Raw genomic sequence first — 16,368 nt, forward strand, 5'->3', positions numbered from 1 at the left:
CACAACTCGGACGATGGCAGGCTAGCCCGCCCTCAGTACATTGCGCGGCATGACATCGCATACCCCACGAGCTACCGAGGAAAAGGCCTTCCAACGCGCCGACGGCATTGACGAGGACCGTCATCACCGCAGCTCGCGACGACCGCCTGCCTGGTTCAAGCTCTTGGTGCTCGGGTTCCACGTGCTCGCAGCCCCTGTTCTGCGCGGCCGCAGTTACCGCCGTCGCGGTGCTGCCAGCAGGGTGGAGGCGCTGGACGAGCTCGATGAAGTGGACTGGGGCTGCGCGTCGGCTAGCAAAAGCGAGCGGCAGACGCCCGGTGATTGGGTCTTTCCGAGCTTCTTCCTGTGCATGGCGGTAACCGCTCTGCCGTTGATAGGCACTCGCTGGACCACGCCGGAGGGTATGGCGACATGGTCTTCCTTCGCGGACGCCCTGGTGTTTTCACTTCCAGTCATTGTCCCGCTGCCATTCCTCTTCCTGGGCTGCCTGGGAACGCTGGCCCTACAGCCCGCGTCGCGAACGCCGGCAGCGCTCGGCTTCCTTGGCGCGGCCATGCTCCTCGGGCTTGCGGGGATACACGCCTTGCTGGCGTAGATGTCGGTGCCTTCAGCCGCGATACCGAGTCCACCCAGCCTCAGGCGAACTTCCTCCAGCACCTCGTGAATGTCTTGGCGCCGCAACTGGCCTAACGAAGGGCCGGCTGGCGTCATCTCCGCCTAGCGGTGGTAACGACTGCATCTCTCGGGCCCTATCCGGTCGTTCGGGCTTTGAGCCTGCCTGTCCCAAACCTGACATACACAAACACATTTCCCGGCGCGCGGGCACATTGCCGGCGCCCCGCGAGCTCGCGCATCGTCGGCCCGGTCTGGGGCGAGAGCGCCGTGGCATGAAACATCTTCCGTTCCGACCGTTTCGTGGATGAAGGTGTTCATGCGGCGGTCCTGTCAATGCCGAAAGTTGGCGTCCAGGAAGTCGATCAAATCGAGCGTGACATTGGCTTTTTGAGTTACGTTCGTATAGCCAGATACACCATTCTTGATGCAGGACTTGCGCATCTCCACGAACAATGCGCGGGAGTCGGTTTCCGCAAATGTCTTGCCCCCGTAGATAGACCGTCCGTCGGGCTCGACCACCACGTTGCAGTTGACGAACGTCTCCGTTCGCGCGTAGCGGTACATCGTTCGATTCACCGGGTCCCCGTCGAAACCGCTGGTGGCCCCGGGATACACCTTGACCGTACTTTTGCCGCCGGCCGCGGCGTACTCGTTCGCTAGGTCTTGACATGGCTTGACGCCTGCGACTTGGTCTTTGTCGCCGATCGCCATGAACACATTTGCGCTCGGTTTCGGCTCCCGTGGGTGAAGAAAGCATGCCGCGCCGACGGCCATTGCAACGGCGAAGCGCTCTTCCTTCTCCTCCTGCATGAAGGTCCGGTCGGCAGCAAGCAGGGCAATGGTTCCGCCTCGGCCGGCTCCCATGATGGCCATGCGGTCGCCCGGATAGCCGAGGGAGGCCAGGTACCTCTTCGCTGCGAATGCGTCACGGGTCTGCTCATATGTGGTGATCGTCGTGTTATCGGTTGACGCACCCGTGACGCCTCGCGGACCGTACGTATCGACGGCCAGCACGGCGTAGCCGGCTGAACTGATGGACCTGGCGTAGTGGCCCTCTCGGACGTCGCTCCATCCGTCCGATGCATTGACGATCACCACTGCGCCCCTGGCTGCCCCGGTGGGTTTGAAGAGGACACCTTTGATCGCAAACTCGGGCGCACCTTCTCGAGGGGACTTGAAAGTCATCAACGCACCTCCCTGGGGCTGTGCGTAGGTAAGCGGCACCGGAACCGTCGGCCTCCCCCCCCCGAACGGCGGCGGTACGAGCTGCTCTATCTGCGCATGTCCGGCAGCCGCAAGGAGTGCCGTCACTGCCAGCGCGATCGTTCGGTAGAAAGTCGAATAGACCCTTGTCATTTGCTGTCCTCCGGAAGGCCTGCCCTTCGAAGACCTGCCACAAGCCGCTCGCGTTGTGCAAGGAAGCCTGGGTCTGTCGACGGGTAAGTTAGAACGACGTAATCGATATTGCTCAGGGGCACCAGTTGACGATGCTTGGCCATGTTGGCCGCGGCGGCGGCCTTCCGGCCGTGCAACGCATCGATCGCAGCGAGCATGAGGTAGGGCCGGCCGTTGTTCGGGAACTCGGCTGCCCAGTTCCGCAGGATCTCGTAGGCTTGGTCGTCGTGCCCCTGGGCAAACGCGGCATCGGCCCGGCTTTGGATGAGCCACTGCTGCGGGTGCGTCTGATAGGCCTGCAGGTCGTTGACTTTGTTGATGTGCTCCAGGGCTTCCGCCAAGCGTCCCTGTCGGATCAGTGCACTCGCCATGCGCAGATGGCCGATCTGATAGTCGGGGTTGATCTCGAACGCTCTTCGCCAGACCCAGAACGCCTCCTCGGGCTTTTGTCGAAGAATCAGCATTTCTGCCCAGGCCGAGAGATTCTGAGCATTGCCCGGCCCGAGATCGAGCGCTCTCTTCAGCACCTTCTCGGTGATGTCCAGCTTATCGCGGGGCGACTCGCTGTAGAAGTAGTAGAACTCCATCATGTGCGCCACGCCCAGGCCAACAGACGCGTCGACCGAATTCGGATCGGCTTTCGCCGCGAACTCAAATCGGTGGCGGGCCCGCTCCAGATCCTCTTTTGTGTTCCCTCGGTTCAGGTCGCGCCAAGCCAGCACGATGGCGTCCACGGGATCCTTTTCGTGGCCGGGGAGCCTTGCCCGAACGGTCTCTATCTCGTAGTAGCGCGCCGTCAAGGCGATCGCCACCTGATGCCCATAGTTCGACCGAGTGGCGTCGTCGTCGCTCTTGAACTCGGCCTCGTGCAGCCGATAGACAGCGCCGGAAGCAATTTCCGTCAGGTAGGTGGTCACCCGGACTGCGTCGCGGTCGCGGATCACCCGCCCACCCAGCACGAACCGGACAGCTTGCTCCCGACCGATTCGCTCGAACTCCGGTGCCGCTGGATCTTGCCGGACGGTAGCGCCGCGCTCGATCACTCGCACGCCGCCGCGCACGAGTTGGGCGCCGATGCTGTCCGCCAGGTCATCGCCGAGCGATGACCCCGCGGCCTTGCCCCGCTTGTCATTGAGGGCGAGCACGGCGAGCGCTCGCCGATTTATCACCTCCTCGTCGATATTCAGCGTGGGGGTCGCATGCCACTGCCAGGCGGCACCGGCGGCAAGGAAGGTGACGACAACCAGAGCGCCGGAACCCACCCAGCGCCAACGGCGCGCGCGCCGGGATGTCCGAACGGTCACGTCCACTGCGTTTGGCGCGAAATGTCGGTGGGTGATTCTTGCCTGCTCCACCAACGGAGCCCTCGCCAGTTCGTCAGTCCTAGTCACCCGGGGTGCCCGCAGCAGGCGCAACGCGCTGATGGACTTTGCGATGTTCTTTACCTTCTGTTGGCCGATGTCCTCGAAGGCAGCGCCTGTGCGGTCCGAGGCGAACTCCTGCACAGCGTGGGAGACGACAACGCCTCCCGGCTCCGCCACCGCCTGCAGGCGCGACGCGATGTTGACGCCATCGCCATAGACCGTGCCATCCGGCTTCTCGATCAGGTCGCCGACGTGGATGCCGATGCGAAACAGCAATCGAAGGTGCTCGGGCGCAGCGTCGGCCCGTGTCGCGAGATCTTCCTGGATCTCAACGGCCGCCCGCACTGCGCCAATCGCCGTGTCGAACACAGCCAGCACCGAATCCCCGGATGTGTCGACCACTCGTCCGCTGGCCGCCTCGACATGGCTTCGAAAGACCTGGCGGGCCTCATCCAGCGCGCTCAACGTGCCCAAGTCGTCGAAAGACATCGATCGCGAATAGCCGACCGCATCCGCTGCCAGGATCGCCAGGAGTCGATGTCGGATGCCGTTTTGCATGGCAGCTTGCGTCTAAGCAACCCTTACTGCGTCTGCGCCATTGTCAAGCCCGAGCGCCGAAACGCCAAATGAGCACCGTGGCTTTAGGCTTTAGCGCCGCCCTGCATGGTCGTCGAAGACATGATGATCATCCCGCTCGCGCTTGTGATGGCGGACAGCGGCGGCGCAGGCTGGGGCAAGTGATACCGCATCCTGATGAAGTCGCATTGGCAGTTGGGATGCAATCTGATCATTCTGGCCAGGGCCGCATGCTGCTTTGGCGCTCGGAATGGATGAGATTGCTAAATACACGCACAACCGTGTCGACAAGCTTCTATGGGCGACAAATGATCCCCCGTGCTTCTTGGTCGACGGAACGTGATGCGGGTCGGACTCGTCAAGACGCCGTTGGATCCGTTGTCTTTCGCCGTGATCGTGCCGCGACTACGCTCACCTCGCAGCAGTGCGGCGCGCGGCGCATAATTTGCTCCCCCTCACCGGAAGCGCTGACATGGAACAGTTCGATCAAGCGAAGGTCGTCTCCGTGCTCAACCGGCTACTTGAAGCCGAGCTGGCCGGCGTGGTGCGCTACACGCACTACTCCTTCTTAGTGTTCGGCTTCGGCCGCATTCCCATCGTCTCGTGGCTGCGCGAACAGGCCAACGAATCGCTGCTGCACGCGCAGCAGGTCGGCGAGTGGATCACCACGCTCGGCGACTACCCCTCGCTCGCGATCGGGCCACTGCTCGATTCGCACCAACACGACATCGCCGCCATGCTGCGCGAATCGCTTGACACCGAGGCGCGCGCGCTGGCCCTGTACCGCGAGCTGCTGTCGCATGTGGAAGGCCGCTCGGTGGCGCTGGAGGAGTTCGCGCGGCAGATGATCCACGCCGAGGAGTTGCACGCCGCGGACGTCGACAAGATGCTGCGCAAGCCAGGCGACGTGGCGGCGTTCTCGTCGAAGCCGGTGCCCTGAGCGTTCTGCCGCCCGCAGTCGGCATCATGAATGGCGTACTGGCCCCGCGCCGGAGCCGAAGCAGGCGCGACCCTCCCCAGCGTTTCGGCCGGTGGACTGCCTTGCGAAACGCTTGGGCCATCCTGGCGTGTGCAAGAAGCTCATCCGTTCATCGAGCCCGAGTATGTGGGTGACCGCATCGAGCGCATCCAGCACATGAAGGCAAGCATCATGGCGAGCACAGAGAAGGGTTCGCGGTGGCTATCTCAATGACAGCCTCCCGCTGCATATCGGATCCTCACCGCCGCACCCGCCCTTGTGCCGCGTGAGTCGCAAGTGCTATGACCCCCAACTCGACTCGCCACCCCAACTCAGGCATTCTTGCACCTGTTCATTGGTCATTTCAGGTAGAAGACCAACCATGCTGCTGCGCACTCTCTCCGCCTGGATGACCTGCTGGACCTTGCTCACCGTGGTGCCCCTTGCCGCCGCCGCAGCCGACACCGGCCGCGCGGCTCAGGCGATGACGGCCGCGGCGCGGGCGCTGTTGGAGGCGACGCCGGCGGGGCAGCAGCCAGAGCTGCTGCGGCCGTTCACGCTGGAGGCGCGCGGCGATTGGAACTACACGCCGCGTAGCCGGCCCGGCATTGCGTTCAAGACCATGGAGGATGCACAGCGCCAGGCAGCGCAGCAGTTGCTGGCCGCGGCCTTGTCGGAGCCGGGGCTGGTCAAGGTGCAGGCCATCATCGCCTTGGAGATCGCGCTGCGCGAGATCGAATCCTTCGGCCTCTCGCGCGATCCGGAGAACTACGCCATCGCGTTGTTCGGCACGCCGGACTCCACTTCGCCCTGGGGCTGGCGTATTGAAGGGCACCATCTCTCGCTGCACTTCACGCTGGCCGACGGCCAGGTAGTGGCCACGCTGCCGCAGTTTTTGGGTGCCAATCCGGCGCAGGTGCCGCGCGACATCGCCAACAAGGGCCCGCGCAAGGGCCAGCGCGCGCTGGGCGAGGAGGAAGACCGCGCCTTTGCGCTGCTGGCCGCGCTCTCGCCGGCGCAGCGCCAGCAGGCCATCTTCAGTGCCCGGCCGTTCGGTGACATCGTCACGCGCAATGCCGCCCAGCCGGACCCGTTGGCACCTGCGGGTGTGGCCTTCAGCGCCATGGACGCAGCGCAGCAAGCCTTGCTGCTGCGCATCATCGAGTCGCAGGCCTCGGTGGCCGAATCGTCGTTGGCGCAGCAACGACTGGAACGCGTGCGTGCGGGCGGCCTGGACGGCATCCGCTTCGGATGGGCCGGCGCCACCGAGCGCGGCCAGCCGCACTACTGGCGCGTCCAGGGCGCGCGCTTTTTGATCGAATGGGACAACTCGGGCGGCAACCACATCCACAGCGTGTGGCGCGACTTCCAGGGTGACTGGGGGCGCGACGTGCTCGGCGAACACTACCGCCGCGCGCGTGCAAGCAGCCACCGGCACTGAATGTCGCGTTCTGCCAAGGTTCACTTGGCTTGCCTTCGTTGGGCGCGGCTTGGCGGCAGCTGTGCTGAATCCACAATTTGGGGCACATCCTGCGGCATTGCGCTATGCCAGCGCGCAAGCTCAACACCACCCAGTCGGCCATCTCCAAGCGCGTGCAGGAGCTGGAGTCCTCGCTCGGCGCGCCGTTGTTCGACCGCGCCCAGCGGAATGCCAAGCTGTCGGAAAAGGGCGCCGAAGTGCTGCATCTGGCCAGCGGTTGCTCGAGCAGCACGATGCCGCAGTCGAGCAACTGAGCAATCCGGCCGTCATCTCGCGCCGCGTACGCATCGGCGTCACCGAACTGACGGCCATCACCTGGCTGCCTCGCTTCGTCCAGCTGCTTCGCAAGAACTACCCGAAGGTCTTGATCGAACCCGACGTGGATGCGAGCGCGAGCCTGCGCGACAGGCTGCTGGCCGACGAGATGGATCTCATCATCGTTCCCGAGGCGGTGGCACAGCCCCGACTGTCAAAGTTGCATCTGGGCACGGTGCAGGTCGTCTGGATGTGCAAGCCCGGCCTCCTGCCAAGCTCGCGACTGGTGACGCAGGACGAGCTGGCTGCCACCACCACGATCCTTACACAGGGGCGGAACGTCCGGCACCGCGATCCTCTTCGAACCCTGGCTGCGCCCATTGGCCCTCGCGCAGGCGAGGACCATCAACAGCAACAACATGCTCGCACTCATCGGATTCACGGTGGCAGGCATCGGCGTCAGCTACCTGCCGCGCGCCTGTCTGAAGCCTCTCATCGATCGACGTGCGCTGGCGGTTCTGAAGACATCGCCCGCCTTGCCCCTGGTGAACTACGTGGCGCTGTACCGAAGCGGCGGCCAGAGCTCGTTGATGTCGTCGATTGCCGAGCTGGCGCAGGAGGTCTGCGACTTCTCGAATCTGTTTCAAACCAGCGCGTTCGACGCGAAGTCGAATGATCTCGGCAGCGCGCTGTTCGGGGGCCTCGGGGTTCCACAGACTCGCGGGCGAACCGGAGTTCCATGACCGCCGGGCGGCAACAGACCCCTTATCCTCCTTCAACCTCCATCTGAACTTCCGCTCCACAGCGGGAGCGCGTTGCTTGCAAAATGCGGAACTCCTTCTGCGCCACATCACCCAAGCGATCCACCAGGGCCACGTTCCTCGGAAAGTCTCTGGTGAAAACCGAGGGTACTTCCGGCGCACATCGTTCGGCTCCAGCTGGTCGAGGCTGCGGACCTTGCCGGACAGCATGCCGCGCGCGAGCGGAGTCGAGCGCTGCGATGTCGGCTTCGTAATTCTTCCAATGAGCCACTCGAGCACGCACGGCGAGCGGCCGATCTCGACTCGAATGGTCTGCGTGATGCCGAGCGATCACCCGCTCGCGAAACGAAAGCGGATCCGGCCGGCGGACCTGGCAGGCGAGTGATTCGTCTCGCAACCATATCCGCTCGAGTCGCGGTTGCATATCGACGCGCTCTTCGCTTCCTACGGCATCGAACGCAGGCTGCAGGTCGAAACGCAGGTGTCGGTCGGCGTCTGCGCCATGGTGGCCACCGGCCTCGGCGTGTCGCTGGTCGATCCCATCACCGCTCTGGAGCATCGCGGCGGGGGCCTGACCTTCCTGCCGTTCGAACCCGGCATGGTCATGGACCATGGGAGCGGGAGAAGCGAATAGGCCGCTGCTTCATACTGTGACTCCAACTGCAGGAGGCACGACATGGCGGACACGAGCTTCGAACACCACGGGCACCAGGTCGAGATCAAAGTCTGGCAAACTGAATCGCGTTGGGGGTGGTCGTTCCAGATCGATGATCGGTTGCCGGTTGAGAATGTTCAAACCGGTACGCACTCGGAGGAACAGGCGCTCATCGAGGCCAGGCACGAGGCAATCGCGGCGATCAAGGCGCTTGACGCAGCACCCTAGTCTGGCGAAGGGGATGGGGCGTTGCTTCATTTCACGCTGGCTTGTGTCAGCGCATGCGTTGGAACGGACGTGGAGTCGATGCACCCAAGGCGGCAACGCGCTGGAACTTCGCGCAAGGCGGCAATCGCTATCTTTTCGAGAGCGCCATGGCGGATCAGAATGGGCTGACCCTAGCGACGCCTTGGGCGCGCGCCCCATGTCGGCGTCTTTCTCAAACCCGTGAACTGCGACGCATTCGAAGGAGACTCATGAAGAAGATCCTCCTGCTCATTGTTTCGCACGCTCTCGTGGCCGCTACGGGCTTCGGCGCGGGTATCTATGCCTTACCCATTCTCACGGCGCCGCCCGGGCCCGCGCAGGCCGAAGTCACGGCATTGGCCGCGCAAGCGCAGTTCACCGGCCGGTTCAGGCGCGACCTGACAGACAGCGATGCCCTGCACTGGGGTGAGGGCACGGTGGCGGTGAGCCGCAGCGCGGTATCGTTGCAAGGCAAGATCGCGCCCGGGCCTGACTACAAGCTCTATCTCGCTCCGGAGTTCGTTCAGACCGAAGCCGACTTCCTGCGGCTGAAGCCGAAGATGCTGCGCGTAGGCGATGTGAAAACCTTCGAGAACTTCATCGTGCCGATGCCGGCATCTGCCGATCCGACGGCCTACAACACAGTCATCGTCTGGTGCGAATCGTTCGGCCAGTTCATCACTGCGGCCCAGTACCGATGACGCGGATGCGCCAACGCGAGAGAGTGGCGTGAAGGCCGCCTGTCTGAAAGTCCGACGAATCCGTCGCCGCTGCATGCATGGACACCGTAAGCGTCGTGGCGCCGGGTCTTTCGCCAACAGGCTCTCCAGCACATCGACGTGCGGCGGTCTCGAGTTCATGACGCTGCGTAATGCGGTGTTGGCGCCGTCATTCGCTTGCGCGGCCGGGCGCTGCAGGCGACCGGCGTGGGCTTCGCGCTGGCAGTATCCGTTGCGGCCCTGGTGGGACCGGCGCAGGTAGCGGGGCGCGTGCTGGAGTTCAGCGTGTTGCAGCGTTTCCATGCGCTGCTGTCGGCGCGGTTGGCCGCGATCGCGCATTCCATTGGCGCTGCGGCATGCTGCTGTCCCGGTCGAACCCAAGCGGGAGGACTTGGCCGAACCAAGGCGTCTCACCCTTGAGACGCGCCTGCGCGCTCCCACAAGAAGGGGGATCGATGATGAGCGGCTTCTGAGCTGGCGCCGGGGGTGCTCAGCCAGCGCTGACATGCTTGGCCTGGCATTTCCGCTTCAATTTCAGCGGACGATCGAAAAAGGCCGCGGTCGTTTCGGGTCGGGGCAAGAGCCCTGTTGATTGGCGTTTTTTTTCGGGCTCCCGCTGCTCTGACCCACTGCCTACGGTGAACTGGGCGGTGATATTTGACGCCCGATCATTCTCAAAGGATCTCAGATGAAACTGCAGCAACGGTCCATTGCACCTGCTCTCATTGCCCTTGTCCTTGGCGCCAGCATCGCGCCCTCGATCTACGCAGCCGGGGGCGGAGGTGGAGGCGGGGGTGGCGCCGGCGGCGGGGCCGGCGGCGGTGGAGGCTCTGGCGGGGGCGCATCTGGCGGCGGGTCTGGAGCGGCCTCGGCCTCCGGAAGCGGCCCCGGCAACTCATCGACCTCCAATGCGAGTGCCACCGGATCAGCCAACGCGGCGACACCGGCCACGCCCGCCACCCCCAGCGACCCCGGCGACTCCTGCGACTCCTGCGACTCCTGCGACGGCAACTTCCCCAGCTGCACCCGCCACCCCTGCGACACCGGCAACGCCGGCAACCCCCTCAGCTGCATCAACGAAGAAATAGCTGCGGCGCACCCGCAAAGACAGCCGTTGGCGCGATGCAAGGCGGATCGGCGGAAATGGGCGCCAGGCCCGCACAAGGCGCTTCGCAGGGTAGGGCAGGGCAGCGTCGAGAAAAAGGCCCGCGCGAGGCGGGCTTTGAAGGGGGATAGTGGAACGGCGTGGTTCGGGCCGTAGCCGGGATTCGCGAACTTTAGCGTCGACCCAGGACAACCTGTGACGCCTCGGCGAATCGATCGATGACGAAGTCGATTCCGCGCACCTCCCATGCCACACCGAACCACACGTTGTCGGTCCCCGACCAGCGCCGAATTCGGATTTCGTAGGTCTCGCCACGTCGCGCCGCGAACTCGGCGATCTCATAGCTGTTGTCCCACGTATCGCTCGAGGCCACCGTCGCGCCGGTTGAATCCCGCACGTGCAGATCAAGGTCGACCGCCAGGACCGATGCGATCGGCAATTTGATGCCAAGGATGCTGAGCATCGTGATCTTCGAATCCCATGCCAGTGCGACCTTGACGGTGGGCGACAGCAGCACGCGGGGCACGCTGATGCGGTAAACATAGGTCAGGAAGCCGTCGGCGCCGACATCAGCCGACACGACCGTGCCGACGTCAAAGCCGCGGCGCGCCGGCGTATTGTTGCGGCCGCGGCGGGCGCGAGCGATCTGCACAGCGGCGTTCGTGTCGATGGCTCCGGCGCCGTCGGACGCGTCGACGCCAGCCACCACATCGTTTCGCCACGTGCTCCCGGCCGGGTTGCGCCAGGCGGCGGCCATCATGATGGCGCGGCAGCCTTCGGGCCACGAGCGCAGGGTCGCGTTCGCTTGCTGAATCAGTGCCACGCCGCCGGCCACGGCCGGGGCTGCCATGCTCGTGCCGCCGAGGGTCAGCTCTACGGCAGTGACACCGGTGCCGTTGGCGGCGATCTCGGGCAACTCGCGGTCACCGTGCGAAGAACCGGGGTTGCGGAACACCGAATCCGAGGCCATTCCGCCGGCCGCGTCGTTGTGGTTACCCACGGCCAGGCGGTTGAAGCCTTTGTGGTTGACGAACTCGGTGTCCGCGCCGTTGCCAGCCGCTTCGCAAATGGTCGGATAGGGCCAGTGGAGCGCCAGATGGTCCTTGTAGACGTCATCGAACGACAGGCCGGCAGAAGTCTGCTCGTCGGGACGATGGAAGCTCTGGCTGATCACCGTGCACTCGCGGTCCTGCACTGCCCAGCGGAGCGCGTCAATGTCGCGGCTGTTGGCGGAATGCAGGTTGCAGTCGGGTGCGTGGCCATGGGGCGCGTTGCGCTCGACGTTCTTGATGATGCCGTGTGTATGTCGCGAATGCTGGCTCGTCGCCGGGCTGCTGTCGAATTGATCGGTGATATCCAGGAGGCTGGTGTCGTCGGGGCCCAGCTCGTAGACGGCCACGTTGATGCCGGTGCCGGTGAAGCCCAAGGCATGCGCATCGTCGGCGTTGGCGATGCCTATGGAAGTACCGAGGTCATCAATACCTTCTGTCTGGTGCAGGAACACCGCGGCCACCTCGGGCAAAGTAGCGAGCTCGGCCACGCGGTCGGCGGCGACGGTACCGAAGACCACCGGCGCAGCGCTGTCGATGCGGTCTATCTTCATGCCTTGTCGCTCCGCTACCTTCGTGAAGCGGGCAGCCGCAGCCTGCCCTTCCTCTAGTGCCTTGGCCTCTGCAGGGAGGCGGCGGCGGACCACGCCCCGCGCTGGCTTGTCCGGAAGTTCGGCCTCCGGACTGTCCAGCCAAACCGCCACGGGTACTTTGCGTGCTGGCTGAGCCTCGATGCGCGCGTGCAGTGCGGGGTGCAGCTTGCCGTAGACCTTGTGCTGACGCCGTGCAAGCTCGGCAAACTCGCGGTCGATGTCGATGCGCTTGCCTTGTGCATCGAAGGCCAGTTGCGCGGGCTTGCGCGACTTGCGGTCCTCGGACTTGAAGACTTCGACCATGCCCGCCGCACAGGGGCCGATCAGTGGGCTGCGGCTGACCTTGAGATCGTCAAAGCGCAGACGTACCGCATGGCGGATCACGGTGTCGCGCGGCAGCGGGGCGCTTGTGTCGACCACGACAAATGGGATCTCGGAGTCCGGCAAGCTCTTGCCTGAGCGTTTGGACCACAGTTCCTCCACCCGCAGCATGTGCGAGCCTGGCGTGAGTGTCGACGTGTCGATCGCTGCACCGCGGCCGTCGGCCTGCGCTTTGACGTTGACACGTTGGCCTGCTACCGCGATGCCGCGCCAAGCCTCGGGCGAGACTGCAGCGTCAGCGCTAATCACGATCGCTCGTCCGCGCGGCACCACCTCGCCAGCTTGAAGTTCGACGGCATAGCCGGGTCTGCGATTGACCGTGTCAGTCTTGGACATGGGATCCCTTTCGAGAATGCGGACCGGCGCATCGTACATAGGGGTCGGTGATCTCGACATCCCCAGTAAGCAATAGACCGTGACCTATGCATGTCGAACAAGTTGGCGGAGCCCGCCCAGCGGCAGAAGGTCGGAGGGAGCCGTCCTGATGAGCGACTCTGTGAAAGTTTGGAATAGGTATGCAGCGAGGTTGGGGGAGACTCCTTGATGGTCGCCTATTGACCTCTGGCTGCAGCCCCGGTCGCGCATCTCCGGAGTGACTTCGAACAATCGGGTAAGAAATTCAGACGGGCTTGCGCTGGCCTCGTGCGCGCCAACCGCCGGCTTCAGCAAGCCCTGGGGTTCCATAGGGATGTGGCTGCTGATCCGGATCTCGGCGAGTTCGCGTGCTGAATCGGTGGACCTTAAGACTGCATCCGGCGGGAGTACGATGCGGAACCAACGGGAACTAAAGTTGTCCTCCCCAAAGACTCCGGCGCTGACGCGTCGCAGGCGTCGAACTCCAGCACCGAACAGGCATTCCGGCGGGGTGTCCGATGCGCATCGCGATCGACACACAGTCCCGGCGGGCGGGCCACTCGGAACGGCTGGCAAAGGTCCCTGGCAAGTCGCTTGGGTGTTGCTCGTTCCCTTGGCACTTTGGTTGGGTCTCGCCAAGACCGCATTGGTCATGGATGCGCTGCTCGCGGCGCCGGAAGATGGCGCCGGATGGGTGGCGCTGTTGAAATGGCTCTGGTGGTTCGTTTCCCTGCGCTTCCTGCTCGCGTTGCTCGCGGGCTATGCGATCCAGAGACTGGTGATGCCGCGACACCGATGGGTGTTCTTGCCGATCGCCGCCGCTATCTCGGTCACACTCGCGCTCGCGTTTCCGCAAACAAGTCCCGACGAGACCCTGGACCGGACGTTGCGCGTGTGGGCAATCATCGCGGCCGGCCAGGTGACGGGCCTGGCCGCCTGCTTGTGGCGCGACGCCATCTCCATCGGCTTGACGGCGCTCGCGATGGGGCTGGTGCTCGCACTCACGCCGAGGCGGGCTCAGCGCGGCATCGTGCACTTGCTGCAGTTGCTCGTGCTGCTGCTGTGCGCTTTGGTCGGCATCGACCTGGCCTATCAGCTCGCCACCGGGCAGCCCGGCAGTTTGAGGGTTCTGTTGTTCGCCGTCTTGAACGCCAAGGAACTGGCGCCGCTTGTTGCGTCGGAAACGACTCCCTTCCGGGTGCTGGCCATCGCGGGCGGCATCCTCGTCGCCGCGGCCTGGGCTTGGCGCCAACGTGCGCTGGCCAGCACGCCCTTGTTTGGTGGGCCGCGCGTGTTCTTGGGTGGTGCGGTAGCGCTGGCGCTCTCGTTGGCGATCGTGCTGCCGACCCCGGCCCATGGCGTGCTGCCGCTGCTGCGGCACACCGAGGGCACGCTCATCACGCTGGCCATGACCGCCGCCCCTACGCTCGCCCATGATGTTCAAGTGAAAGTGGCACAAGAGTTCGAACGGACGCACAAGCCGCGCTGGCACAGCGCCCACATGGCGCTCAAGGAGACCGAGAAGACGAATCGCCGGAACGTTGTGATCGTGATGCTGGAGTCTGTGCGCGCGGAGTCGACCACTCTGCACATGCCGGCGCTGCAGACGACGCCGTTTCTATCGAACCTGGCCAACAAGAGCCTCGTGGTCGAGGACATGACCGCAGTCATTCCGCGCACCGCGGCGGCGTGGATGGCTGTGCTCGGCGGCCAGTATCCGTTGGCCAACGAGGGCACCCAAAGCTGGGCCAAGGAGAACCACAAGCAACCTCGCATCCGCTCGCTGCCCTCCGTCCTACGCGACGCGGGCTATGCGACCAGCTTCTTCACCCCCACGGATTTGCGATTCCAGAACGACCTCGACGTCATCGATACCTTCAACTTCGAGCTCATCCAGACCGAGCAGGAGCTCGCTCACCCCGAGGCCGAACGCGTCACCTATTTCGGCATCGCGGACGAGTGGATGGTCCAGCCCATCCTTGACTGGACAGCTGCTCAATCCAGGGCCAAGCGTCCGTTCTTTACCGCCATCATGACCAACGTGGGCCACCACAACTTCGAGACGCCCTCGACGTGGCTGAAGATCAGGTTCGAAGGTGTTTCCAATCCCAAGCTGGAGGCCTATTACAACTGCCTGCGTTATATCGATGGCGTGCTCTCGACCCTCATCGAGGGCTACCGGCGCCTGGGAGTGCTCGACGACACCATCCTCATCATCGTAGGCGATCACGGACAGATGTTCGACGAACATGGCGCCAGGCAGATTCACAACGCCATTTATCAAGAGGGCCTGCATGTCCCGGCGCTGATCTACGCGCCCGGGATGGCACTGCAGCCTGGTACGGTACGTGGTCCCCGCCAGCAGATCGACATCCTCCCGACCATCGTCGAGCTGCTCGGTTATCGCGTTGAAGGCGCCGAACTGCCTGGCCAGTCGCTTCTGCATGCGGTCGATGCGAGTCGGAAGCTTTTTTACACAAGCAGCATCGACTGGTCGTTTCTCAGTGCCCGACGCGGTCAGCGCAAATACATCTACAGCTTCGACCGCCAGCCGATGGAGGTGTTCGACCTCGACAAGGATCCCAAGGAACTGGTCGCGCTCGCCGATATCGACGCTCAAGAGTTGGCGAGCACGAAGCAGGACATGCTCGAGTGGCGCATGCATGCGGAACTGTCGATGCTTGCCCGTCCCAGCGATGGCGCCGATCCGTTGAGTCCTTGGCTTCGCCAATGATGGATTGGTCCTGGGCGGCTTGAGACCGCTTGAGTCAGACTGCCGCAAGCACGCCGGACTCCGTCTACTGCCCGGTCGCTTCATGGTGATCCAGCAAGCCATGGGGGTGCCGAAAACAAGAGGAGCGGGCGCCGCACGTGCACTTCACGCTTTCGTCGAAGAGATGAAGGACAGCGGGTTCGTCGCCGACGCATTGCAACGTCACGGCATTGAGGGCGCCGCAGTCGCGCCGAATGAGGCATAGGGCCCCGCTTCAAAGAGGGGGGAAGGCAGCGCTGGGGTCAAGGCTTGCCGTCTGCGGCGTCATGTTGCCTTCACGCGGCGGCGCGCGCCTTGAGGTTGGCGACGTAGCTGTTGCGCGTGCCGGTGACGTGGGCGCGCATCAGCGCTTCGAAGGCGGCGAAGTCGCCGGCACGAAACAGCGCCAGCAGATTCGAGTGCTGCTCGAAGCCGGCCGTGTGCAGCACGTCGGCCGGCGCCGACAGGTGCGTGCGCAGCGCCGCGATCTTGGTCGCGGCGGTGGCGTAGGCGGCCTGCATGTACGGGTTGCCGCAATGCTCGAAGAAGGCCTCGTGCAGCCGCGTGTCAGCGCGGCCGTAGCGCACTGCGTCGCGCGCGGCGCGCGCCTCCTCCATCTCGTCGATCGCCGCCTGCAGCGCCGCGGCGGTGGCTTCGCGCCCGTTCTGGTAGGCGAGCTCGGCCGCGCGCGGCTCCAGCAGGCAACGGAATTCGCAGATCGCGGCGATGTCGGCCTCGCTCGGCTCGAACACATAGCTGCCACGTTGCGGCCGGATCACCACCAGGCCGGCCAGCTGCAGTTGATTCAGCGCTTCGCGCACCGGGGTGCGGCTGACGCCGAAGGAGCTCGCCAGCGACTCCTCCGGAATCATCTCCCCGAGCGCGAACTCGCCGTCGATGATGGCTTCGCGCAGGCGCTGTGCCACGAGGGCCGCGAGTGATTTGGGAGCTTCGATCTTGAATCGGTTGGATGCAGACACGGTGCGATGGAGGCTGATGAAGTCGGGCAGGGCACCCAGGGGCTTATAGCCGACCTGCGGGCGCAGGGAGTAGCCCGGGGAAATACTAATGCCCTAGTGCCTTACATACAAGATGATGCGCTCATCTCTT

12 protein-coding genes and 4 pseudogenes are annotated in these 16,368 nt (G+C 64.3%); 12 read left to right on the plus strand and 4 right to left on the minus strand.

Annotated features, from left to right (window positions below; all coding sequences use genetic code 11):
• The first annotated feature begins 49 nt into the window (after positions 1–49).
• Positions 50–595: a hypothetical protein gene (locus BLS74_RS02500; RefSeq protein WP_093102718.1), complete on the plus strand. Its 546-nt coding sequence runs from the start codon at positions 50–52 to the stop codon at positions 593–595.
• Positions 596–945: 350 nt separating this feature from the next.
• On the opposite strand, the gene BLS74_RS02505 is transcribed toward BLS74_RS02500, so the two are convergent.
• Together BLS74_RS02505 and BLS74_RS02510 are read right to left on the minus strand one after the other, a co-directional pair.
• Positions 946–1,971 (minus strand): dienelactone hydrolase family protein, encoded by a 1,026-nt coding sequence (locus BLS74_RS02505; protein ID WP_093102720.1) that lies wholly within the window; start codon positions 1,969–1,971, stop codon positions 946–948.
• Positions 1,968–3,932 carry an adenylate/guanylate cyclase domain-containing protein gene (locus tag BLS74_RS02510; protein WP_093102721.1) on the minus strand — a complete coding sequence of 655 codons (1,965 nt, stop codon included), beginning with the start codon at positions 3,930–3,932 and terminating at the stop codon, positions 1,968–1,970. The genes BLS74_RS02505 and BLS74_RS02510 overlap by 4 nt, the downstream gene beginning before the upstream one ends.
• Before the next feature lie 490 nt (positions 3,933–4,422).
• Between BLS74_RS02510 and BLS74_RS02515 the strand changes: the two genes are divergently transcribed.
• The 9 genes and pseudogenes from BLS74_RS02515 to BLS74_RS34945 form a co-directional block, all read left to right on the plus strand.
• Positions 4,423–4,890, plus strand: coding sequence for a ferritin-like domain-containing protein (locus BLS74_RS02515; protein ID WP_093102723.1), 468 nt, complete (start codon positions 4,423–4,425; stop codon positions 4,888–4,890).
• A 400-nt stretch (positions 4,891–5,290) separates the two neighbouring features.
• Positions 5,291–6,349 (plus strand): DUF3500 domain-containing protein, encoded by a 1,059-nt coding sequence (locus BLS74_RS02520; RefSeq protein ID WP_093102724.1) that lies wholly within the window; start codon positions 5,291–5,293, stop codon positions 6,347–6,349.
• Positions 6,350–6,453: 104 nt separating this feature from the next.
• Positions 6,454–6,642 carry a LysR family transcriptional regulator gene (locus tag BLS74_RS34930; protein WP_244503725.1) on the plus strand — a complete coding sequence of 63 codons (189 nt, stop codon included), beginning with the start codon at positions 6,454–6,456 and terminating at the stop codon, positions 6,640–6,642.
• A pseudogene (locus BLS74_RS35495) lies at positions 6,606–6,920 on the plus strand (LysR substrate-binding domain-containing protein); the annotation flags it as partial. The gene BLS74_RS34930 and the pseudogene BLS74_RS35495, both read left to right, overlap by 37 nt.
• A gap of 28 nt (positions 6,921–6,948) precedes the next feature.
• A complete protein-coding gene (locus tag BLS74_RS35500) occupies positions 6,949–7,386 on the plus strand; it encodes a LysR substrate-binding domain-containing protein (protein ID WP_280142601.1) in 438 nt (145 codons plus the stop codon).
• A 226-nt stretch (positions 7,387–7,612) separates the two neighbouring features.
• A pseudogene (locus BLS74_RS35635) lies at positions 7,613–8,038 on the plus strand (LysR substrate-binding domain-containing protein).
• A gap of 42 nt (positions 8,039–8,080) precedes the next feature.
• Positions 8,081–8,287, plus strand: coding sequence for a hypothetical protein (locus BLS74_RS02535; protein ID WP_093102726.1), 207 nt, complete (start codon positions 8,081–8,083; stop codon positions 8,285–8,287).
• 248 nt (positions 8,288–8,535) lie between these two features.
• Positions 8,536–9,006, plus strand: a complete 471-nt coding sequence (locus BLS74_RS02540) for a DM13 domain-containing protein (protein ID WP_093102727.1) — start codon at positions 8,536–8,538, stop codon at positions 9,004–9,006.
• A gap of 204 nt (positions 9,007–9,210) precedes the next feature.
• Positions 9,211–9,363 (plus strand): annotated as a pseudogene (locus BLS74_RS34945) (MFS transporter); the annotation flags it as partial.
• A gap of 938 nt (positions 9,364–10,301) precedes the next feature.
• Here BLS74_RS34945 and BLS74_RS02555 read toward each other — a convergent pair.
• Positions 10,302–12,488 carry a S8 family serine peptidase gene (locus tag BLS74_RS02555; RefSeq protein ID WP_139191614.1) on the minus strand — a complete coding sequence of 729 codons (2,187 nt, stop codon included), beginning with the start codon at positions 12,486–12,488 and terminating at the stop codon, positions 10,302–10,304.
• 670 nt (positions 12,489–13,158) lie between these two features.
• Between BLS74_RS02555 and BLS74_RS02560 the strand changes: the two genes are divergently transcribed.
• On the plus strand, positions 13,159–15,240 hold the full coding sequence (locus BLS74_RS02560) for an LTA synthase family protein (protein ID WP_170855480.1): 2,082 nt from the start codon (positions 13,159–13,161) through the stop codon (positions 15,238–15,240).
• A 22-nt stretch (positions 15,241–15,262) separates the two neighbouring features.
• Positions 15,263–15,484, plus strand: a pseudogene (locus BLS74_RS02565) (ABC transporter substrate-binding protein); the annotation flags it as partial.
• Positions 15,485–15,554: 70 nt separating this feature from the next.
• On the opposite strand, the gene BLS74_RS02570 reads toward BLS74_RS02565, so the two are convergent.
• On the minus strand, positions 15,555–16,238 hold the full coding sequence (locus tag BLS74_RS02570) for a GntR family transcriptional regulator (RefSeq protein ID WP_212733612.1): 684 nt from the start codon (positions 16,236–16,238) through the stop codon (positions 15,555–15,557).
• Between the last annotated feature and the right edge of the window lie 130 nt (positions 16,239–16,368).

The sequence above is a fragment of the Variovorax sp. CF079 genome (genome assembly GCF_900101545.1).
GTDB lineage: Bacteria > Pseudomonadota > Gammaproteobacteria > Burkholderiales > Burkholderiaceae_C > Variovorax.